Raw genomic sequence first — 21349 nt, 5'->3', positions numbered from 1 at the left:
TATCACTTTGGTCATGACACTGGCCGGTGCTTTTTTCTCAAACCGCGCTAGAACTTCTGCCCACATCGCTTTCGTCACCCTGACTGGAGTTTTGAGGGATTTTATCAAAGACCTTGAAAGGGCTGGCTGTAAGAGCGAAACCATAAGCAGCCGTTACCTAAATAACGGATATGTACTCGGTCAAGCCCCCTAAAAAATTAGGCCCGAAAGCCGCCTCAAAAGCCTACCGCCCCGGCGGGTTCTCCCCCAGCGGCACCACCGCCATGGTCAGACGCGAGACGCAACTCACCTTGCCCTCGTCATTGGTCAAGCGAATATCCCACACCTGCGTGGTACGCCCGATATGCACCGCCTTGGCCACCGCCGTCACACGCCCGCTGCGCACACCACGCAGGTGGTTGGCATTCACCTCCAGCCCCACGCAATAGAACTTGCTCCCATCAATGCACAGGTAAGCGGCCATGGAACCGACGCTCTCGGCCAATACCACCGACGCGCCGCCGTGCAGCAGGCCGTAGGGCTGGTGGGTCCGGTGATCGACCACCATGCTGGCGGTAAGGGAGTCGTCGTCGAAGCTCTCGAAGCGGATATCCAGCAGTTCACCGATGGTGTTCTTCTGGCTGGCATTGAGTTGTTCGATATTCGGTTGGGTGCGCCACAGGCTCATGGGAGTTGTCCTTTGTTGGTTTTATTACGGCCCTAATCCTGCCACAGATATAACACACGCAAAAAAACAATAAAGCCTATGGATTCTTCACGCTGACCAGGCTCATCAGCCCCGCCAGCGGGAAATCCCCTTCCAGCTCCGCCAGGCTGGCGGTGTACATCGGCTGCGGCTGACGCTGATGGCCATACTGCAGGAAGCTGATCAGGCTGCCCACCAAGGGCTGGTGGCTGACCAGCAGCACGTTGTCATCGCTATCGAGCTTTTCCAGCACTTGCAACGGATTGCCCTCTGGCGTCAGCCACGGCACCGTACGAATGTCCGCGGCGAAGCCCAGGGCTTCGCGCACCAAGTGCGCGGTCTGCTGCGCCCGCACATAAGGGCTGGCGATGATCGCACCGAGGGGCTGGCCGATCAGGTGCGCAGCGCTGCGCAATACTTCGGCGCGGCCCTGCTCGGTAAGGTTGCGTTCGGCATCCGTTGGCGCCTGCCCTTCGGCCTCGCCATGACGCAATATCCACACCTTCACAGCTTTGGCTCCTCATCACGCACCGGATGCGGCGCCGGCGGCACGCTGTGGGCGGCTTCGTCCTCGGGTGCGCGCGGTGTAGGCCAATCGGCGAACGGCCAGGGCTTTTGTTCGCTGTGGAAGCTGCCGAAACGGCCGATCTGTGCGAGGAACTGGCTGAGGCTGTCGCCGAAGTTCATCAGGCCCAGGTTCGGTGCGCCATAGACCAGGCGGTAAATCAGTTGCACCACCACCAGCGCGCCGAGCAGGAACTGCGCCACTTGCCACACCAGGGCAAACACCAGCATCCACAGGATACGCAGGGCAATGGATTCGTACTTGGGGGTTGCTTTCGGATCGTTCATGACCGCTTCCTCAGTTGAAACCACTGGTGGAAATAAAATCGACATCGGTTTTCGGCTCGGCGCGCATCAGCAGCTCGATGACCTGGTCCAAGGTGCGCCCTTCAAACAGGATCGCGTGCAGCCCGGCGACCAGCGGCATGTACACGCCAGCTTCCTGGGCCTTGGCCTTGAGCACCTTGAGGGTGTTGACGCCTTCGGCCACTTCGCCCAGGCGCGTGACCGCGTCTTCCAGGCTCAAACCCTGGCCGAGGGCGAAACCCACCTGGTAGTTGCGGCTTTTCGGCGAGGAACACGTGACGATCAGGTCGCCCACGCCCGCCAGCCCCAGGAAGGTCATCGGGTTGGCGCCCTGGTTCACTGCAAAGCGGGTCATCTCGGCCAGGGCGCGGGTGATCAGCATGCTCTTGGTGTTTTCGCCCATGCCCAGCGCCACGGCCATGCCGGCAATGATCGCATAGACGTTTTTCAGCGCGCCGCCCAGCTCCACGCCATAGCGGTCGCTGCTGGCGTAGACCCGGAAGGTGCGGCCATGCAGCACGGCCTGGACGCGTTCGCAGAGGGCTTCGTCTTCACTGGCCACCACGGTGGCGGTCAGCGCGTGCTCGGCCACTTCGCGCGCCAGGTTCGGCCCGGACAGCACACCAATGCGCGCCTGGGGAGCGATCTCTTCGAGGATTTCGCTCATCAGCTTGAAGGTCTGCGCCTCGATGCCCTTGGTCAGGCTGACCAGCAACTTGCCAGCCAGGCGATCGGCGTGAGGGGCCAGCACCGAGCGCAACGCGCTGGACGGCAGCGCGACGAAGCACAGGTCGCAGGCCGTGAGGGTTTCCAGCAGGTCCGTGACCGGCTCGACCGCTGGATGGATCTTGATGCCTTTGAGGTAACGCGGGTTTTCCCGGTGCACCCGGATGGCCTCGGCCTGTTCGGGATCGCGCATCCACTGGCGCACAGCGTGGCCGTTCTCGGCCAGCAGGTTAGCCACGGCGGTACCAAAACTTCCGCCTCCCAGGACCGCGATAGGGCGCTGTTCAGTCATATGCAATCCGTTAATCCATACCAGTGGCGATGGCGGCATTATACGGGCCGACCCGCTGGCGGCCAGCCCCCGCGTCAATTCGTGCGCTTGTCGGAAAATGCCACATTTACATGAAGTAATTGCAAGCCCGGCGACTGGCAAAAGGCCCCACCTCAGTTAACATGGGCGGCTATCCGCAATTATCAAGGCCGTGCCGTGTATTTGGGCCCTCCTCCCCGTTCATCTCTGTGGCTGATGCTGTTGGGCATGCCGCTGTGCAGCAGCCCGGCGCTGGCCGATGACCTGTTCCTCGACAGCCAGCCCCTGCCCCAAGTGCTGACCGCCACGCGCCTCAAGCAATCGGCGGCGGCCGTGCCCGGCAGCATGACCGTGATCGACAGCGAGCTGATCAAGGCCAGCGGCGCGCGGGACATCAGTGAGTTGCTGCGCCTTGTGCCGGGCATGATGGTCGGCTACACCACCGGCAACCAGGCGGCGGTGAACTACCACGGCACCAGTGCCAGCGATGCGCGGCGCATGCAGGTATTGATCGATGGCCGCTCGGTGTACCGCGCGGGCCTTGCCACCGTGGACTGGAGCGACATTCCGGTGGCCATGGAAGATATCGAGCGCATCGAAGTGTTCCGTGGCCCCAACACCGTCAGTTACGGCGCCAATGCCCTGATGGCGGTGGTCAACATCCTCACGCGCTCGCCGGCCAACAGCCACGGCACACGGCTCAAGGTGGTGCGCGGCGCACGCGGCATCAATGACTTCTATGCCAGCCAGGGCGCTGGCTGGGACAGCGGCGACTTGCGCCTGTCCCTTTCCGGGCAGCAGGATGACGGCTTCGACAGCGATGCCGCCGGTGCCGACCGTCGTGATGGCCGCCGCCTCAACCGCTTCAGCCTGGCGATCAGCCAGACGTTGAACACGCAGCAGAGCATCGATGTGCAACTGGATGCCAAGGAAGGCACCAATCAACGTCCTTATACCTACAGCCCGGTCTTTGCCGGGATTACCGAAGGCGGAAACAATTCCGACGTCTCAGCCAAGGACTACGCCGGCTCCCTGCGCTGGAACTTTGACTTCAACCCTGACCACAGCCTGTATATCCAAGGTTCGGCGCAGCAGTGGGATCGCCGGCAAATATGGAAAGCCTGTGACGCCAAGGTCTCGTTCAGCCCCGAGCTGACCCAACTGTGGCAGATGAACCCCAACTACGCCGAATTACTGGCCCGGCACATGGACACTTACAGCCAAGGCAGCGCGCCACCGGGCAGCGCCGCCGAGCAAGCCTTGGCCAACCAGGTGCTGGACCAGTGGCGCAACGGCGCCAGCCAGAGCGTATGCGGCGACATCGACCAGAGCACCCGTGAAAGCCGCTACGACCTGGAGGTTCAGGACACCCTCAGTCTGTCCGACAGCCTGCGCCTGGTCAGCGGCATGAACTACCGCTACGACCGCGCCGACTCCGACACCTACTTCAACGGCACGCTGGACGACACCACCTGGCGCCTGTTCGGCCAGTTGGAGTGGCGCGCCAGCGAGCATTGGTTGCTGCAGGGTGGCGCCATGTATGAAGACACGTATCTGAGCGGCAACTCGCTGACGCCGCGGGTAGCGGTCAACTACCTGATCAACCCGCGCCACGGCCTGCGCGCGGTGTACTCCGAAGCGATCCGCTCACCGGATATGTTCGAGAACAACGTCAACTGGAGCTATCGCGTCACCAACCTCAGCTCCCCTGCCTATGGGCAGACTACCGGGCAATACTTCGTAAAGACCCGCGGCCCGGGAAACCTCAATAAAGAGATGATGAAATCGCGGGAACTGGGGTACAACGGCTTCTTCGCCGACATCGGGCTGAACATGGACGTGAAACTGTTCTATGACGAGATCACCGACATGATCAGCTCGCCGCTGCGCAATAATCAGTACGTCGCCAGCAATGCCAACAGCGCACGCTTCACCGGCGCCGAGTCCCAGTTCGACTGGCGCGTGAGCAACGCCGACCGCCTGCGCCTGACCTATGCCTATGTCGACGCCACCAGCAGCAACCCGCTGGACAAGGCGCAGACCGCACGTAACAGTGGCTCGGCCGGCTGGTTGCGGGAATGGGGCCAGGGCTGGTCCAGCGCATTGTTCTACTATGGCGATGACGCACTCAACGAGTATCGCTTCGAACGGGTCGACCTGCGGGTGGCCAAGCGCATTGCCTTGGGCGGCGCCAACGTCGAGCTGGCGGGCATGCTGCAACAGCGCCTTGATAACCAGCCCACTACCTTGGCCGACAACAATTACGACCATCGCCAGGTCCTCTATTTCAGCGCAGAGTTAGAGTTCTGACATGGGCGACTTGTCACGGATGACTTGCTTTTCTCTCAACACGCTCTGGCGACGCGCGGTGCTGCTCGTCTGCCTGCTGGCGGCCGCGCCGGCCTGGAGCGCCGATATCCTGCTGACCGCCGCCGAAGACAGCGCCGGGGTCCAGGACTTCACCCAGGCCCTGGCCCGGCAACGCCCCGAAGACACGGTCACCTTCACCGTCCTCGATGACTTGCCGGCACCCAGCCGACTGCCAGCCACTACCCGCCTGATCCTGCTCGACCTGCCCAGCCTCGACTGGCGCTTGCGGGACGCCCAGGGCCCGCCGACCCTGGTGCTGCGCATCAGCCGGCTGCAGGCCCAGCAGCGCCTGGGCGCAACGCAACACCCGCGCATCAGCCTGTTGTGGAGCGACCCACCGCTGGCGCGCCAATTGCGCCTGATCGCCGGCATCCTGCCCCAGGCGCGGCGCATCGGTGTGCTGTACGGCGCCGACAGTGAATTCCTGCTGACCGAACTGCGCCAGCACGCCACGCCGCTGGGCCTGCAGATCGTGCCCCAGCGTTGGGACAACATTAACGACAGCCGGCCGCTGCAAACCCTGTTCAGAAAAAGTGACGTGCTGCTCGGCCTCGACGACCCGCAGTTGTACAACCCGAAAACCGCGAAGAACCTGCTGCTGAGCAGCTACGCCCAGCAATTGCCGCTGGTGGGCCCGAATGCAGGGTTTGTGCGGGCCGGCAGCCTGGCCAGCACCTACAGCGACCAGGCCGACTGGCTGGCCGTGCTCGACCGCCTGCTCGACCACCCGCCCGCCAACTGGCCGCGTTCGCTGTATCCGGAACACTTCAAAATCGTCGGCAACCCCCAAGTCGCGCGCTCACTGGGGCTCGAACAGGTGGACGAAACCAGCGTCGCCACGCGACTGGCCGAAGGAGAAAAACGTCCATGACCTTGCGTCGTCGTTGGGACATCAACACCCGCACCCAGCTCATCACCCTGGGCCCGGCGCTGTTGCTGACGTTGCTGTTGATCAGCTTCTTTACCTTCGTGCGTATCCAGGACCTGCGCCAGGAGCTGGATCACACCGGCCAGCTGATCGCCAACCAACTGGCGCCCGCGACCGAATACGGGGTGATATCCGGCAACAATGAGGTGCTTGAGAGCCTGTTGCGCGCCACGCTGGCGACACCCCATGTGCGCTTCCTGGAGATTCAGGACAGCAGCGAGAATATCCTGGTGTACGTCGAGCAGCCTTCGGAGAAACACGACCGCTCGCTGTCGGTAAAGGTGTTCCAGGCGCCGATCCGCCTGCAACACATCCAGTTGGGCAATGATTTTTTCCAGGACAACCTCAACGAATCCAAGGCGCCGCGGGCAGACTACCTGGGCCGGGTGATCGTGGGCATGTCCAACGATGCCTTCAGCCAGCGCCAGCAGGAGATCCTGTTCAAGGCTGGCATCCTGGCGCTGTTCGCCCTGTTGTTTACCTTCCTGCTCGCCCGGCGCCTGGCCGCCAGCCTGTCGCAGCCGATCAGCGCCATGGGCCATGCGGTGAAAGCCATCCAGCAAGGCGACTACAAGACACCGCTGCCGATCGTGGATGACTCGGAACTGGGCGACCTGTCGCGGCACATCAACAACCTCGCCGCAGGCCTCAACCAGGCCAGCCGTGAACAGCAGCAGGCCATGGCCCAATTGATCCAGACCCGCGAAGAGGCCGAGCGCGCCAACAACGCCAAGTCGGATTTCCTGGCCATGATGAGCCACGAGCTGCGCACGCCCATGAACGGAGTGCTGGGCATGTTGCAGTTGCTGGAAACCACCGAAATGACCGAGGAGCAGACCGAGTACGCGGCGCTGGCCTCCGAGTCCACCGAGCATTTGCTCAAGGTCATCAACGATATCCTCGACTTCTCGCGGATCGAACGCGCCGCCCTGGAGCTGGAGCATATTGCGTTCAACCTGGCGGACCTGATCAACAGCTGCGCCCAGGCCTTCCAGCACAGCGCCCAGCAGCGCGGGTTGGCGCTGACGCTGTCGATCCCGCAGGGAATGGACGCCCTGCGCGTGCAGGGTGACCCGACGCGTATCCGCCAGATCCTGGTGAACCTGATCGGCAACGCGTTGAAGTTCACCGAGCACGGCAGTGTCAACGTCGAACCGCAGTGGCAGACCCTCGACCATGAACTGCTGTGGTTCACCTGCACCGTGCGCGACAGCGGCATCGGGATATCCGCCGAGCGCCTGGAATTGATGTTCGATGCGTTCCAGCAGGCGGACAGTTCCATTTCAAGACGTTACGGCGGCACCGGCCTGGGCCTGCCCATCGCCCGCACCCTCGCCGAGCGCATGGGCGGCACCCTGCGTGCCCAGAGCGAAGAGGGCCGCGGCTCGGTGTTCACCCTGGAAATTCCCCTGGCCATTGACCAGCACAGCGTACCGAGCATCGCCAGCGACGCCGACGGCAAAGCCGGCGCGGGCAATGGCCGCCATGTCTTGCTGGTGGAAGACAACCCGGCCAACCGCACCGTGGTCGAAGCCATGCTGCGCAGCCTGGGCTTTGAAGTGAGCCTGGCCACCGACGGTGCCGAGGCGATCCGCAGCGCCGAAAGCCTGATTTTCACGGCGATCCTGATGGATTGCCGGCTGCCGCTGATCGATGGCTACGAGGCCACTCGGCGGATTCGCCAGTTGCCGGGTTGCGCCGATCTGCCGATCATCGCCCTGACCGCCAATGCCTTGCAGGGCGACCGTGAAGCCTGCCTTGAAGCAGGAATGAACGATTACCTGGCCAAGCCGTTCAAACGCACGGATTTGCAGCAAATCCTGCAGCGTTGGGTGCAATAGCGCCGCGCCATCAGCCAACTCTGACTGGCGTGAAAGGCGAAAGTGCGGCAGTCTTAGGCACCCGAACGAGCCCATAAACGGGCCCGGTTTAACATTTCAGTGAACAAGTGTACATTGAGTACCTTGCCGCTGTGACTTTCACTACAACGCAATAGTCTATGTGTAGGCTGCCGACATGAGGCATGAACGCTTCATTCGGTTCGGGAAGATTTGCCCTACCCTGCCGCATGGGATTATTGAGGAGCTCGCATGACCAAACAAAACGCCTTTACTCGGGAAGAACTGCTGCGCTGCAGTCGCGGTGAGCTGTTCGGCCCAGGTAACGCGCAACTGCCCGCCCCGAACATGCTGATGGTGGATCGCATCACCCATATCAGCGAAGAAGGTGGCAAGTACGGCAAAGGTGAATTGGTCGCCGAGCTGGATATCACCCCGGACCTCTGGTTCTTCGCCTGCCATTTCGAAGGTGACCCGGTGATGCCGGGCTGCCTGGGCCTCGACGCCATGTGGCAACTGGTCGGCTTCTACCTGGGCTGGCAAGGCCTGCCGGGTCGCGGTCGCGCCCTGGGTTCGGGTGAAGTGAAGTTCTTTGGCCAGGTCCTGCCGACCGCCAAGAAAGTCACCTACAACATTCAAATCAAGCGCGTCCTCAAGGGCAAGCTGAACCTGGCCATCGCCGACGGTTCGGTGACTGTCGACGGTCGCGAGATCTATACTGCCGAAGGCCTTCGGGTTGGCGTATTCACTTCCACTGACAACTTTTAAGGGTTATCCGCATGCGCCGCGTCGTTATCACTGGTCTGGGTATCGTTTCTTGCCTGGGCAATGACAAAGAGACCGTCACCGCTAACCTGCGTGCAAGTCGCCCTGGCATCCGCTTCAACCCGGAATATGCCGAAATGGGTCTGCGTAGCCAGGTTTCCGGCTCCATCGACCTGCCCCTCGAAGAGCTGATCGATCGCAAGATCTATCGCTTCGTCGGCCACGCTGCCGCCTACGCCTACCTGGCGATGAAAGATGCGATCGCCGACTCCGGCCTGAGCGACGACCAGGTATCGAACGTACGCACCGGCCTGATCGCCGGCTCCGGCGGCGCATCGACCCTCAACCAGATGGAAGCGCTGGACATCCTGCGCGAAAAAGGCGTGAAGCGCGTCGGCCCGTACCGCGTTACGCGGACCATGGGCAGCACCGTTTCGGCCTGCCTGGCGACACCGTTCGCGATCAAGGGTGTGAACTACTCGATCTCGTCGGCGTGCGCCACCAGCGCCCACTGCATCGGGACTGCCGTTGAGCAGATCCAGCTGGGCAAGCAGGACATCGTGTTCGCCGGCGGCGGTGAAGAAGAGCATTGGAGCCAATCGTTCCTGTTCGACGCCATGGGCGCGCTGTCTACCCAATACAACGAAACCCCGGAAAAGGCTTCCCGTGCCTACGACGCCAAGCGTGACGGTTTCGTCATCGCCGGCGGTGGCGGCATGGTGGTGGTCGAGGAGCTGGAGCACGCTCTGGCCCGTGGCGCCAAGATCTATGCCGAAATCGTCGGCTATGGCGCGACCTCCGACGGCTACGACATGGTTGCCCCAAGCGGTGAAGGCGCCATCCGTTGCATGCAGATGGCGATGTCTACCGTGGATACCCCGATCGACTACCTGAACACCCACGGCACTTCGACTCCGGTCGGCGACGCCAAGGAAATGGAAGGCGTACGCGCGGTATTCGGCGACAAGGCCCCGGCCATCAGCTCCACCAAGAGCCTGTCCGGTCACTCCCTGGGCGCCGCCGGTGTTCACGAAGCGATCTACTGCCTGCTGATGATGGAAGGCAACTTCATGGCCGGCTCGGCCAACATCGACGAGATTGATCCGGTCGTGGCCGATATGCCGATCCTGACCAAAACCGTTGAAAACGCCAAGATCGACACCGTGATGAGCAACAGCTTCGGCTTCGGTGGCACTAACGCCACCCTGGTGCTGAAACGCTGGCAGGGCAAGTAAGGCCTGTAGCTTGATCCCATAAAAAGCCCCGACTGGTTCGGGGCTTTTTTGAGGGTGATTGACCCAGACCGAGTCGTCTTCATCGCAGGCAAGCCAGCTCCCACATTTGGAATGCATTCCCCTGTGGGAGCTGGCTTGCCTGCGATGAAGCCGACTCGGTGTCCAGCCTCACGCCAAAACCGTGCCACCGTGACGTTCAGAGCTTGGGCAGAACCGCGAGGAAGTTATCCCGCGCCACTTTGCGCGCAACGTCCTCAGGCAAGGCATCCAGAAATGGGTCAAAGCGGCGCATTTCCTTGCCCAGCTTATTGAAACGCCCTACTACATCCGAGCCCAGCATGAACCGGTCGGGGAAGCGCTCCACCAGCTTGACCCACTCAGGCCGGGGCTGACCTGCGTCATCGAGCAGATACGGCGTCAGCATGCTCCAGGACAGGTCGATGTACAGGTTGGGATAAGCCTCCAGCATGCGGTTCAAGGTCGGCAGTAGAAAGTCCATCTGCACCTGATGGCGATGAATCTCCTTGCTGGTGCCGGCATGGGCCCAGATAAAGCGCGTGTGCGGATGGTTGCGCAGTGGCTCCTCCACTTCAGCCAGGTACAGCGGGTTACGCTCGCGCTTGGAGGTGATGTTGGAATGCAGCATCACCGGCAAATCATTCTCCGCCGCCAGGTGATAGATACGCGTCATGGCCTCGTTATTGGCGCGCGGGGTGTCGCCCGCCGTGAGGGCCGTAAGGTCATCATGACGCGTGAAGACTTCGCCGATGCCCTGCCACAGACCCGGGTTGAGGTCGAGCATGCGCTGGATATGCGCGTCCGAGTTCTTGTCGTTGGGGTTGAAGCCCGACAGAAACGGATGAAAATGCGCGCGCTGCTCAGGGGTCAGTTTGTTGACCGCCGCCGCGACGATCACGTCAGTGGCGCTGTACCAGTAGGCATCGGCGTCGTCACCGGCGTAGTAGCGCGGGCGCTTGGGTTCGTCTTCGTGCCATTTCTTCGCGACGGGTATGCCGGAAATCATCACATGTTCGATGCGGTTGTCGGCCATCGCCTTGAGCAGCTTGTCCATGCCGGCCGTTTCCTGGAAGAAATCGACGTAGTGCAGGTGCGCATCGCTGTAGGCATAGTCGCGAGCGTGCACGGCAAGGCTGCTGGCGGCGAGCAACAGGGCAAGGGGCAGGCGAGTCCAGGGCACGGTAAAACCTCGATAAGAGTTGATACGGGTAGACCTTGCGCGGCATGCCAGGGTTCATCCACGCGGAACATCGGAAGGCGCCTTCAGCCAATAGCGGCAACATCCTACCGAGCGGGTTATGCTCAGCCTCATCCAACCTGCTCAGACTGGGATGCACCATGACCCCCTTCACCGTGATCCGTCCTCGCCCCGAAGATGTCGAAGGCCAACCCATCCTGCGTCCGCTGCCCTCGCGGGCGTGCCGCAGCGTGGGCCCTTTTGTGTTCTTCGACCATATGCTGCCCACCCGCTATGCAGCGGGCGATGGCATGAACATCCGCCAGCATCCGCATATCGGGCTGAGCACCCTCACCTATCTGTTCGAAGGCGCGTTGCAGCACAAGGACAGCCTGGGCTCGGACCAGGTGGTGCAGGCCGGTGACGTCAGTTGGATGACCGCCGGCAGCGCGATCGCCCACGTCGAACGGACGCCCGAAGCCCTCAAGGCCAGTGGTTTCAGCCTGCATGGCCTGCAAGTATGGCTGGCGTCACCCAGGGACCACGAGACAGGGCCGGGGCATTACAGCCATCACCCGGCCGCGAGCCTGCCGGTGAGTGACAACCTCGGCGTGCATGTCCGCCTGATCGCGGGCAATGGGTTCTGCCTCAAATCGCCGGTGCCGGTGCTGTCGCCCACGTTGTATGCCGAAGTGCAGATGCAGACCGCCACTACGTTGCTGATCCCGGATGAGCATGAGGAACGCGCGGTGTATGTACTGGAAGGTGAAGCGCAATTGGAGGGCCAAGCGTTGGAAGTCCACAGCCTGGTGGTGTTGCCGGCCGGGCAGGAGCTGACGCTGTTCGCCGAGAGTGATTGCCATCTGGTGCTAGTCGGCGGCGCGCCGCTGGATGGGCCGCGGCGGATCAATTGGAATTTTGTGGCGAGTGACCCCGCGGTGATCGAGCAGGCCAGGCAGCGTTGGGCGGCGGGGGATTGGCCGACGGTGCCGGGTGAAACAGACAGAATTGAGTTGCCTGTCAGATAGCTATCGCAGGCAAGCCAGCTCCCACAGGTTGGAATGCATTTCAACCTGTGGGAGCTGGCTTGCCTGCGATAAGGCCGGAACAAGCGCTGAAGAATCAGCCCTTGAACACTTCATCCAACAAGTTATGCATCGACCGGAAGGCCCGTTCAGCCGTCTTGGCGTCATACATCATCTTGCCCGGCACATTCGCCTGCGGATCGGTAAACGAATGCACCGCGCCGCCATAGCTCAGCAATTGCCAATCCACACCGGCTGCGTTCATTTCATCTTCGAACGCCGGCAGTTGCTCCTTGGGCACCAAGGGGTCGGACGCGCCATGCAGCACCAGCACTGAACCCTTGATGTTCTTGGCATCCGCCGGGTTCGGCGTGTCCAGGGTGCCGTGGAACGAAATAGCAGCCTTGACTGGCGCACCGGTACGCGCCAGTTCCAGGGAGCAGCAACCCCCGAAGCAGAAACCAAAGGTTGCCAGCTTCGACGTATCGACAGCCGCTTCGAACTGGCCTTGCAGTTGTTCGAAGGCCGCCTGCATGCGCTTGTTCAGCAACGCGCGGTCGTTTTTCAACGGCATCATCGCGGCACCGGCTTCATCGCCGTTCGACGGACGCACGCTTTGCCCGTACAGGTCGGCGATCAGCACCACGTAGCCTTTGCCGGCCACGCTCTTGGCGATGTCTTCAGCACCCGCACTCACCCCCATCCAGTTCGGCGCCATCAACAGGCCTGGCAACGGGCCTTTATGGCTGGCATCAAACGCCAGACGGCTTTCATAAGACTGGCCATCAATCTGATAGACCACGGAACGCACAGTGATTTGGCTCATCATTTACTCCAGTTGAGATGGGTTAACGATGCTCCCTGTAGGAGCGAGCTTGCTCGCGAAAAACATCAACGATAACGCGGGTATCCTGGATAAACGCGGTGATTGTGGGTTTTTCGCGAGCAAGCTCGCTCCTACAGTGAAGCGGTACAGCTTTAACGAAAAAACCCGCCGAAGCGGGTTTTTTCTACAACGGTGTTAAACCGACAGTTCAACCAACAGCTTGTTCAGTCGGCGCACATAAGCGGCCGGGTCCTTGAGGCTGTCGCCGGCAGCGAGTGCCGCCTGGTCGAAGAGGATGTGAGACAAGTCGCCAAAGCGCTCTTCGCTCTGCTCGCCGTCGAGTTTCTCGATCAGCGGGTGAGCCGGGTTGAATTCAAAGATCGGCTTGGAATCCGGCACCTTCTGCCCGCTGGCTTCGAGGATCTGGCGCATCTGCATGCCCAGGTCCTGTTCACCGATGGCCAGGATCGCCGGGGAATCGGTCAGACGGTGGGAAACCCGCACTTCGCTGACCGCATCACCCAGGGACGCCTTGATTCGCTCAACCAGGCCTTCTTTGGACTTGGCGACTTCTTCGGCTTCTTTCTTCTCTTCCTCGGAGTCCAGGTTACCCAGGTCGAGGTCACCACGAGCTACGTCGACAAAGGACTTGCCGTCGAACTCGTTGAGGTAGCTCATCAGCCACTCATCGATACGGTCGGTCAGCAGCAGCACTTCGATGCCTTTCTTGCGGAAGACTTCCAGGTGCGGGCTGTTCTTGACCTGGGCGTAGGTTTCGCCGGTCAGGTAGTAGATCTTGTCCTGGCCTTCCTTGGCACGCGCCAGGTACTCGGCGAGCGACACTACCTGCTCGCCGTCGTCGCCTTGGGTCGAGGCAAAACGCAGCAGGCCGGCGATTTTTTCCTTGTTGGCAAAATCTTCCGCCGGGCCTTCTTTCATGACCTGGCCGAAGTTTTTCCAGAAGCCCTTGTATTGCTCAGGCTCGTTCTTCGCCAGTTTTTCCAGCATGTCGAGCACGCGCTTGGTCAGCGCCGACTTCATGGAGTCGATGATCGGGTCTTTCTGCAGGATCTCCCGCGACACGTTCAGCGACAGGTCGTTGGAGTCGACCACGCCCTTGATAAAGCGCAGGTACAACGGCAGGAAGGATTCCGCCTGGTCCATTACGAACACACGCTGCACGTAGAGCTTGAGGCCTTTGGGCGCTTCACGCTGGTACAGGTCGAACGGCGCACGGGCCGGTACGTAAAGCAGCGAGCTGTACTCCAGCTTGCCTTCCACCTTGTTGTGGCTCCAGCTCAGCGGGTTTTCGTAGTCGTGACCGATGTGCTTGTAGAACTCCTGATATTCCTCGTCCTTGATCTCGGTACGCGGACGGGTCCACAGGGCGCTGGCGCGGTTGACCACTTCCCATTCCTGGGCAGGGGCCTCTTCGCCTTCGGCGGCCGCTTGTTCTTTGGGCAGTTCGATCGGCAGCGCGATGTGGTCGGAGTACTTCTTGACGATGTTGCGCAGACGCCAGCCATCGGCGAATTCGTCTTCAGCATCTTTGAGGTGCAGCACGATGCGGGTACCACGTTCAGCCTTGTCGACCGTGGCGATTTCGAACTCGCCCTCCCCCTTGGAGGCCCAGTGCACGCCTTCACTGGCGTCGAGGCCGGCACGCCGGGTGAACACTTCGACCTGGTCGGCAACGATAAAGGCCGAATAGAAGCCCACGCCGAACTGACCGATAAGGTGCGAATCCTTCTTCTGATCGCCGGTGAGGTTCTTCATGAAATCGGCGGTGCCGGATTTGGCGATCGTGCCCAAATGGGTAATCGCGTCTTCGCGGCTCATGCCGATGCCGTTGTCTTCGATCGTGACGGTCTTGGCGTCTTTATCGAAACTCACGCGGATTTTCAGTTCGGCGCCACCTTCCAGCCACTCAGGCTTGGACAGGGCTTCGAAACGTAATTTGTCGACAGCGTCAGAGGCGTTCGAGATCAATTCGCGAAGGAAGATTTCCTTGTTGGAATACAGCGAATGGATCATGAGGTGCAGCAGTTGCTTCACCTCGGTCTGGAAGCCCAGGGTTTCCTTTTGAGTTTCCACACTCATGGTCATCAAACTCCAATTGGATGGCAGTGGCCGCGCCCTTGAGGGTTGGCGGCGGGTTGTCATCAAAGTTGGGGGCTAAGACCAGGATTTCAAGGGCGGCTCGCTTCCTCGATTTTGAAATGCGCGCGAGCGGTAGCGATGGGCTCGGCCGCCGTGCTTTGCCAGGCGGTAATCGCCACGTTTGCCACCCGCCGGCCCTGGCGCCATACCTGGCATTTGGCGTAAGTATCGCGAAACTGCCCGGCGCGCAGGTAATCCAGGGAAAAATCGATGATTTTCGGAATCCCCGGCGCACCGGTAAACACCAGCAAGTGCAACGCCGCCGACAGCTCCATGAAGCCTGCTATGACCCCGCCGTGCAGCGCCGGCAATATGGGGTTACCAATATTGTCCTTGTTGGCCGGCAGCCGAAACAGCAATTCGTCGCCGAGCCGCGTGCATTCAATGCCGATCAGCTTGGCGTAAGGGATCAGGCTGAGCAGCGCCTCGTAATCGCCGCGCTCATGGGCCTGTTCCAATCGCGTCTTGAAGCGGTGCGTCATAGCTGCTCTCCCTTGAGCGTGCTGCCCAGCCCTTGTGTGCCCTTGAGGTGCTTGCCCATGCGCATGAACGTGCCCACCACCTGGGCAATGGGTTGTTGCGGGTCAGCCTGGTAGGCGAAACCGCGGGTGAAGATCACATCGGTGGTCACCCGGTAGCACTGGGCAAAACCGTACACGGGCTGGTGTGGCGCGGCGGGATGCATATAGTCGATGCGCAGGTCGAGGGTCGGGCACACCTCAAACTCCGGCAAGACACACAGGGTGGCCATGCCGCAGGCGGTGTCCATCAGCGAGGTCAGCGCGCCGCCGTGGATCACGCCGGAGCCGGGATCGCCCACCAGATGCGGTGCATAGGGCATGACCAGCGTCATGCCCGCTTCAGTCGCCTCGTAAGCGCTGATACCGAGGACCTGACAATGGCGCAAGGCGGATACAAAGCGCGTCGCGCGCTCTAACAGAGGATTTTCGGTCATTCGATCCAGACTCTTATTGTGTGTTGATTCGAGGAGTAGAGACGCGCAGCTGAAAGTTCCTTGGCGCGGGTGGTTTATATATCTGAACGCCAGAAGGAACTAATACTGAACGGCCATGCTCGAAAGGCCAGTAGATATCTTCAATAAGGAGAAACACCCATGCGCAAGACTTTAGCTATTTCCATGATGTTGGCCGCTGCCCTCGGTCTCGCTGCCTGCGATAAGAAATCCGAAGACAAAGCCCAAGACGCTGCCTCGCATTCCGAGCAAGCTCAGAAAGATATGGCGAAGGCTCAGGATAAAGTGAACGACGCTGCGAAAGAAAACGCCGATGCTGCCAAAGCTCAGGCTGAATCGAACGAAGCCGCCGCAAAAGAAGCAGCACCTGCTACCCCTGCCACCGGTTCTTGAGACCGCGGCTTGAAATAGCTTAGCTGCAAAAAGAAAGCCCGCTTACATAGCGGGCTTTACTTTGTCTGGGTTTTTTATTTGTAAGGTTAATCAGGCCGCGTCTTTAACAGCTTCGGCCGGCGGTGTATCCGTCTGGGTATACACCATCACTTGCAGAACGTCGGAATGAAACTCCCGGCGATACAGCACCAACACCACCCCACTGCTCATCAACATGAACAACCAGGGGCTGACAAACCACGCCAGCATGGTCATGCCGAAGTAATAAGCGCGCAGGCCAAAGTTGAACTGGTTGGCGGCCATGGAAATCACCCGCGCCGCGCGCAGGGCAAACGCGTTGCGCTCCTGCTCCGACACGTGCCGCTCACCGATCATCGGTGCCGAGCCGACCAGCACCGCTGCGAAGTTGTACTGACGCATGCACCAGCTGAACGTGAAGAACGCATAGACGAATACCAGCGCCAGGCACAGCAGCTTGATTTCCGACATGCCCTGGGAGGCCTGCTGCACCATGGGGATGTCCGCCAACAGCGACACCGCGCGCTCCGAGGCGCCGAGCACGGTGAGAATGCCAGCCAGGATGATCAGGGTACTGGACGCGAAGAATGACGCATTGCGCTCCAGGTTGCCGATCACGCTGGCATCGGCGATGCGGTTGTCGCGCAGCAGCATGCGGCGCATCCAGTCCTGACGGTACAGATGCAACACGCTGGCCAGGCATGCCGTGTCGCGGGCTTTCCAAATGGCGTAGCGGGTGTAGCCGCCCCAGCACAGGACAAACCAGAGTGCGGCGAGCAGGTGGATCTGATTGGCTTCGATGAACGACATGCGGGTCCTCATGCAGGTGAATAGGTGCAAACGCGGTACAAAAGGTGGGAGCTGGCTTGCCTGCGAAGACGGTGGGTCAGCACCTGATGAGCTGACTGATCCACCGCTATCGCAGGCAAGCCAGCTCCCACATTGACCGTGTTCCAACTTTAGAGCTTGTAAGCCATACACACATAAAAAATGCCCCGTATCGATTGATACGAGGCATTTCCGTGTCGCCCTGAAGCGATGTTACGCGATCGCTTCGCTACGCTTGCCGAGCATGCGATCAACCACCGCCGCCACGCCCAGTGTCATCACCGACGGCACCAACCACGCCAGCCCTTGCTCGCTCAACGGCAAATTCGCCAACTGCGATGGCATCCAGCCGGCCAAACCCGCGCCCTTGAGCGCATCGATGCAACCAAAGATAAACGACACCAGCATCACCGGCCCCACAATGCGGCCCTGCTCATGCCAGAAGTCTTTGCAGAAGCTCAGCGCCACCAGCACGATGCAGGGCGGGTAGATCGCGGTCAGTACAGGGATCGAGAAGGCAATCAATTTGGTCAGGCCCAGGTTCGACACGAACAGCGAGAACAACGCCAGGATCACCACCAGGGTCTTGTAGGACAGCGGCAAGACTCGGCTGAAATACTCGGCGCAGGCACACGTCAGGCCCACGGCAGTGACCAGGCAGGCCAAGGAGATCAGCACGGCCAGGAAGCCGCTGCCCAGGGAGCCGAAGGTATGTTGCACATAGGCGTGCAATACCGCGGCGCCATTGGCGGCACCGGCGGCGACCTCATGACTGCCCGAGCCCAGGCGGAACAGGCTGATGTACACCAGGGCCAGGCCCACGCCGGCGATCAGGCCGGCAATGATGGCGTAGCGGGTGATCAGCTTCGGCGACTCGACACCACGGGAACGAATGGCGTTGACGATCACGATGCCGAACACCAGGGCGCCCAGGGTATCCATGGTCAGGTAGCCATTGATGAAGCCCTCGGAGAACGGCGCCGCCACGTATTTCGGGGTGGCGACACCCACGTCACCAACCGGCAAGGCGAATGCGGCGATGCCGAGGATGGCCAGGGCGATGATCTTCAGCGGCGCAAGGAAGCGACCTACCGTGTCCAGCAGTCGACCGGGGTACAGGGAAACAAAAAACACTACCAGGAAGTACACCGAGCTGTAGAGAAACAGCGCCAGCGGGCTTTCGCCGGTCAGCGGCGCCAGGCCCACTTCGAAGGATACGGTTGCGGTACGCGGGGTGGCGAACAGCGGGCCTACCGCCAGGTACGCCGCCGCTGCCAGCAGGCCACCGGCGATCTTGCCGATCGGGCTGCTCAACGCGTCCATGCCGCCACCGACCTTGGCCAGGGCAATCACAGTAACCACCGGCAAACCCACGGCAGTGATCAGGAAGCCCAGCGCCGCCATCCAGACGTGAGGCCCGGACTGCAAACCAACGATAGGCGGAAAGATGATGTTGCCAGCGCCCACGAACAGGGCAAACGTCATGAAGCCAAGCGCCAGGATATCCTGGCTTTTCAACACTTTCATTTAAGGAAATACCACACTACTGAATCGGAATTTAGAGGGGGATTCCCTATGGATGAGGGAAATACTGCCGGCCCTTATGGGAGCCAACGGGTCCAGCGCGCGGCTTCCTTTTGGGAGGCGGACGCATAAAGAGGCGGCTAGGTTACCGAATTAGGCTGACAAGCGCACTGTTGCGGGGCGAACTGTCCGATAAGCGACACTTTCATGTCGCGTTTTCATACTTAATTTGGCATTACTGACCTCTGTGGGAGCTGGCTTGCCTGCGATGCAGACACCTCGGTGTATCAGGAAAACCGTGTCGATGCATTCGCAGGCAAGCCAGCTCCCACAGGGGATCGAGTTCAATTCAAAAAATGTAAGTATCCCAGAACGCACAAAGGCCACCCGAAGGTGGCCTTTGTGTGGATGAAGCGTCAGCTAAGCGCGAAGCTTACTTGACAGCCCAGCCAGTCAGCTCGGACAAAGCCTTGCCGATGTCTGCCAGCGAACGCACGGTTTTAACACCTGCGTCTTCCAGGGCAGCAAACTTCTCGTCTGCAGTACCCTTGCCACCGGAGATGATTGCGCCCGCATGGCCCATGCGCTTGCCCGCAGGGGCAGTCACACCAGCGATGTAGGAAACAACCGGCTTGGTCACGTGTGCCTTGATGTAGGCAGCCGCTTCTTCTTCAGCCGAACCGCCGATCTCACCGATCATCACGATCGCTTCGGTCTTCGGGTCTTCCTGGAACAGCTTCAGGATGTCGATGAAGTTGGAGCCCGGGATCGGGTCACCGCCGATGCCGACGCAAGTCGACTGACCGAAACCGGCGTCAGTGGTCTGCTTCACAGCTTCGTAGGTCAGGGTGCCGGAACGGGAAACGATACCGACTTTGCCTGGCAAGTGAATGTGACCCGGCATGATGCCGATCTTGCATTCGCCTGGGGTGATCACGCCTGGGCAGTTAGGGCCGATCAGGACTACGCCCAGCTCGTCGCACTTCACTTTAGCGTCCAGCATGTCCAGGGTAGGAATGCCTTCGGTGATGCAGACGATCAGCTTGATGCCGCCGAATGCCGCTTCCAGGATGGAGTCTTTGCAGAAAGGTGCTGGAACGTAGATCACGCTGGCGGTGGCGCCAGTTTTTTCTACAGCATCTTTCACGGTATTGAACACGGGCAGGCCCAGGTGTTCGGTGCCGCCTTTACCAGGGGTTACGCCGCCAACCATCTTGGTGCCGTATTCGATGGCTTGCTGGGTGTGGAAACTACCTTGCGAACCGGTAATACCCTGGCAGATAACTTTGGTGTCTTTATTGATCAGGACGCTCATTATTTGCCCTCCGCAGCTTTGACAACTTGTTGAGCAGCGTCGGTCAGGCTGGTAGCCGCGATGATGTTCAAACCGCTTTCTGCCAGTACTTTAGCGCCCAGTTCAGCGTTGTTGCCTTCAAGGCGAACAACAACCGGGATTTTAACGCCGACTTCTTTCACTGCACCGATGATGCCTTCGGCAATCATGTCGCAACGAACGATGCCGCCGAAGATGTTGACCAGTACTGCGGCGACGTTGGAGTCGGACAGGATGATCTTGAACGCTTCGGTAACGCGTTCCTTGGTAGCACCGCCGCCCACGTCGAGGAAGTTGGCTGGCTTGCCGCCATGCAGGTTGACGATGTCCATGGTACCCATGGCCAGGCCGGCACCGTTGACCATGCAACCGATGTTGCCTTCCAGGGCCACGTAGTTCAGTTCGAACTTGGCGGCGTGCGCTTCGCGCGGATCGTCTTGCGACGGATCGTGGAAAGTCTTCAGCTTAGGCTGACGGTACATGGCGTTGGCGTCGATGTTGATCTTGGCGTCCAGGCAGTGCAGATCGCCATCAGCCTTGATCACCAGCGGGTTCACTTCCAGCAGGGCCAGATCGTGATCCTGGAACAGTTTGGCCAGACCGACGAAGATCTTGGCGAACTGGGCAACTTGCTTGCCTTCCAGGCCCAGCTGGAAAGCCAGCTCGCGCCCCTGGAATGGCTGTGCGCCAACCAATGGATCGATAGTGGCCTTCAGAATTTTTTCTGGGGTTTCTTCGGCGATCTTTTCAATGTCCACGCCACCTTCGGTGGAAGCCATGAACACGATGCGACGGCTCGAACGGTCAACGACAGCGCCCAGGTACAGCTCTTTAGCGATATCAGTGCACGATTCAACCAGGATCTTGGTGACTGGCTGGCCATTGGCATCAGTCTGGTAAGTCACCAGACGCTTGCCCAGCCACTGCTGTGCGAAGGCCTTGGCGTCTTCTTTGCTGCGAACCAGCTTGACGCCGCCCGCTTTACCGCGACCACCGGCGTGGACCTGGGCTTTGACGACCCACTCGGTGCCGCCGATCTTGTCGCAGGCTTCTGCTGCTGCTTCCGGGGTGTCTACTGCGTAGCCCTTGGAAACTGGCAGGCCGTATTCAGCGAACAGCTGCTTACCCTGATACTCGTGAAGATTCATGCTTTTTACCGTCTTCGTTAGGTACTGCGCATTCGGCGCTGCGCTCATTATGAGTGCCGCGCCACCTGTGACTGCTGCTTGCGCAACTTGCGGGGCTTATGGCCCGTAAAGCTGCGCAAGGCTGCGTCCAGCGGATATTCCGCGGTGAGTCTTGCGCGCAAGGCTCACGACGGGCAACTCCGCCGTGGTTTCTTATTAT

Annotated in this window: 21 protein-coding genes; 8 read left to right on the top strand and 13 right to left on the bottom strand. The window is 60.5% G+C overall.

Annotation, left to right across the window (positions count from 1 at the left end):
* The coding region (locus tag BLL36_RS31175; protein WP_207304119.1) for a hypothetical protein at positions 1-193 on the top strand (193 nt) is incomplete at its 5' end.
* Between the two features lie 30 nt (positions 194-223).
* On the opposite strand, the gene BLL36_RS05805 is transcribed toward BLL36_RS31175, so the two are convergent.
* The 4 genes from BLL36_RS05805 to BLL36_RS05790 form a co-directional block, all read right to left on the bottom strand.
* Complete coding sequence (locus BLL36_RS05805) at positions 224-667, bottom strand: hotdog fold thioesterase (RefSeq protein ID WP_076950499.1); 444 nt, start codon at positions 665-667, stop codon at positions 224-226.
* A 76-nt stretch (positions 668-743) separates the two neighbouring features.
* On the bottom strand, positions 744-1193 hold the full coding sequence (gene sixA / locus BLL36_RS05800) for a phosphohistidine phosphatase SixA (RefSeq protein WP_076950498.1): 450 nt from the start codon (positions 1191-1193) through the stop codon (positions 744-746).
* Positions 1190-1537 carry a DUF4389 domain-containing protein gene (locus BLL36_RS05795; protein WP_076950497.1) on the bottom strand — a complete coding sequence of 116 codons (348 nt, stop codon included), beginning with the start codon at positions 1535-1537 and terminating at the stop codon, positions 1190-1192. The genes sixA and BLL36_RS05795 overlap by 4 nt, the downstream gene beginning before the upstream one ends.
* Positions 1538-1547: 10 nt before the next feature.
* The gene (locus tag BLL36_RS05790) at positions 1548-2573 is read right to left on the bottom strand and encodes an NAD(P)H-dependent glycerol-3-phosphate dehydrogenase (RefSeq protein ID WP_076950496.1); all 1026 of its coding nucleotides are present in this window, start codon (positions 2571-2573) and stop codon (positions 1548-1550) included.
* Positions 2574-2768: 195 nt separating this feature from the next.
* Here BLL36_RS05790 and BLL36_RS05785 point away from each other — a divergent pair, with 195 nt between their 5' ends.
* The 5 genes from BLL36_RS05785 (at position 2769) to fabB (ending at position 9727) form a co-directional block, all read left to right on the top strand.
* Positions 2769-4901, top strand: coding sequence for a TonB-dependent receptor plug domain-containing protein (locus tag BLL36_RS05785; protein ID WP_325052858.1), 2133 nt, complete (start codon positions 2769-2771; stop codon positions 4899-4901).
* Between the two features lies 1 nt (position 4902).
* A complete protein-coding gene (locus tag BLL36_RS05780) occupies positions 4903-5832 on the top strand; it encodes an ABC transporter substrate-binding protein (protein ID WP_076950495.1) in 930 nt (309 codons plus the stop codon).
* Entirely contained in the window at positions 5829-7730 is a 1902-nt protein-coding gene (locus BLL36_RS05775) for an ATP-binding protein (protein ID WP_076950494.1), read from the top strand. Before BLL36_RS05780 ends, BLL36_RS05775 begins: the two co-directional genes overlap by 4 nt.
* A gap of 249 nt (positions 7731-7979) precedes the next feature.
* Positions 7980-8495, top strand: a complete 516-nt coding sequence (fabA, locus tag BLL36_RS05770) for a 3-hydroxyacyl-[acyl-carrier-protein] dehydratase FabA (RefSeq protein ID WP_076950493.1) — start codon at positions 7980-7982, stop codon at positions 8493-8495.
* Positions 8496-8506: 11 nt separating this feature from the next.
* On the top strand, positions 8507-9727 hold the full coding sequence (fabB, locus tag BLL36_RS05765) for a beta-ketoacyl-ACP synthase I (protein WP_076950492.1): 1221 nt from the start codon (positions 8507-8509) through the stop codon (positions 9725-9727).
* 196 nt (positions 9728-9923) lie between these two features.
* Here fabB and BLL36_RS05760 read toward each other — a convergent pair whose 3' ends face one another.
* A complete protein-coding gene (locus BLL36_RS05760) occupies positions 9924-10925 on the bottom strand; it encodes an amidohydrolase family protein (RefSeq protein WP_076950491.1) in 1002 nt (333 codons plus the stop codon).
* Positions 10926-11083: 158 nt separating this feature from the next.
* Here BLL36_RS05760 and BLL36_RS05755 point away from each other — a divergent pair, with 158 nt between their 5' ends.
* Complete coding sequence (locus tag BLL36_RS05755) at positions 11084-11950, top strand: pirin family protein (protein ID WP_076950490.1); 867 nt, start codon at positions 11084-11086, stop codon at positions 11948-11950.
* Between the two features lie 94 nt (positions 11951-12044).
* On the opposite strand, the gene BLL36_RS05750 is transcribed toward BLL36_RS05755, so the two are convergent.
* The 4 genes from BLL36_RS05750 to BLL36_RS05735 all read right to left on the bottom strand — a co-directional run bounded on the left by BLL36_RS05750 (position 12045) and on the right by BLL36_RS05735 (position 15888).
* A complete protein-coding gene (locus BLL36_RS05750) occupies positions 12045-12773 on the bottom strand; it encodes a dienelactone hydrolase family protein (RefSeq protein WP_076950489.1) in 729 nt (242 codons plus the stop codon).
* Between the two features lie 195 nt (positions 12774-12968).
* Complete coding sequence (gene htpG / locus BLL36_RS05745; RefSeq protein ID WP_076950521.1) at positions 12969-14873, bottom strand: molecular chaperone HtpG; 1905 nt, start codon at positions 14871-14873, stop codon at positions 12969-12971.
* 89 nt (positions 14874-14962) lie between these two features.
* Entirely contained in the window at positions 14963-15415 is a 453-nt protein-coding gene (locus BLL36_RS05740) for a PaaI family thioesterase (protein WP_076950488.1), read from the bottom strand.
* Positions 15412-15888 (bottom strand): PaaI family thioesterase, encoded by a 477-nt coding sequence (locus tag BLL36_RS05735; protein ID WP_076950487.1) that lies wholly within the window; start codon positions 15886-15888, stop codon positions 15412-15414. The genes BLL36_RS05740 and BLL36_RS05735 overlap by 4 nt, the downstream gene beginning before the upstream one ends.
* Positions 15889-16047: 159 nt before the next feature.
* On the opposite strand from BLL36_RS05735, the gene BLL36_RS05730 reads away from it, so the two are divergent.
* The gene (locus BLL36_RS05730) at positions 16048-16299 is read left to right on the top strand and encodes a hypothetical protein (protein WP_076950486.1); all 252 of its coding nucleotides are present in this window, start codon (positions 16048-16050) and stop codon (positions 16297-16299) included.
* Between the two features lie 90 nt (positions 16300-16389).
* Here BLL36_RS05730 and BLL36_RS05725 read toward each other — a convergent pair whose 3' ends face one another.
* The 4 genes from BLL36_RS05725 to sucC all read right to left on the bottom strand — a co-directional run bounded on the left by BLL36_RS05725 (position 16390) and on the right by sucC (position 21150).
* The gene (locus tag BLL36_RS05725; protein ID WP_076950485.1) at positions 16390-17127 is read right to left on the bottom strand and encodes a DUF599 domain-containing protein; all 738 of its coding nucleotides are present in this window, start codon (positions 17125-17127) and stop codon (positions 16390-16392) included.
* A 231-nt stretch (positions 17128-17358) separates the two neighbouring features.
* Positions 17359-18672, bottom strand: coding sequence for a branched-chain amino acid transport system II carrier protein (gene brnQ / locus BLL36_RS05720; RefSeq protein WP_076950484.1), 1314 nt, complete (start codon positions 18670-18672; stop codon positions 17359-17361).
* 430 nt (positions 18673-19102) lie between these two features.
* A complete protein-coding gene (gene sucD, locus BLL36_RS05715; RefSeq protein ID WP_057722677.1) occupies positions 19103-19984 on the bottom strand; it encodes a succinate--CoA ligase subunit alpha in 882 nt (293 codons plus the stop codon).
* A complete protein-coding gene (gene sucC / locus BLL36_RS05710) occupies positions 19984-21150 on the bottom strand; it encodes an ADP-forming succinate--CoA ligase subunit beta (protein WP_003210567.1) in 1167 nt (388 codons plus the stop codon). Before sucC ends, sucD begins: the two co-directional genes overlap by 1 nt.
* Positions 21151-21349 lie beyond the last annotated feature (199 nt).

Source organism: Pseudomonas cedrina subsp. cedrina (assembly GCF_001983175.1).
In the GTDB taxonomy this organism is placed as follows: Bacteria; Pseudomonadota; Gammaproteobacteria; order Pseudomonadales; family Pseudomonadaceae; genus Aquipseudomonas; species Aquipseudomonas cedrina.
Note: the sequence above shows the minus strand (reverse complement) of the source record. Positions and strands in the feature narration are given on the sequence as shown.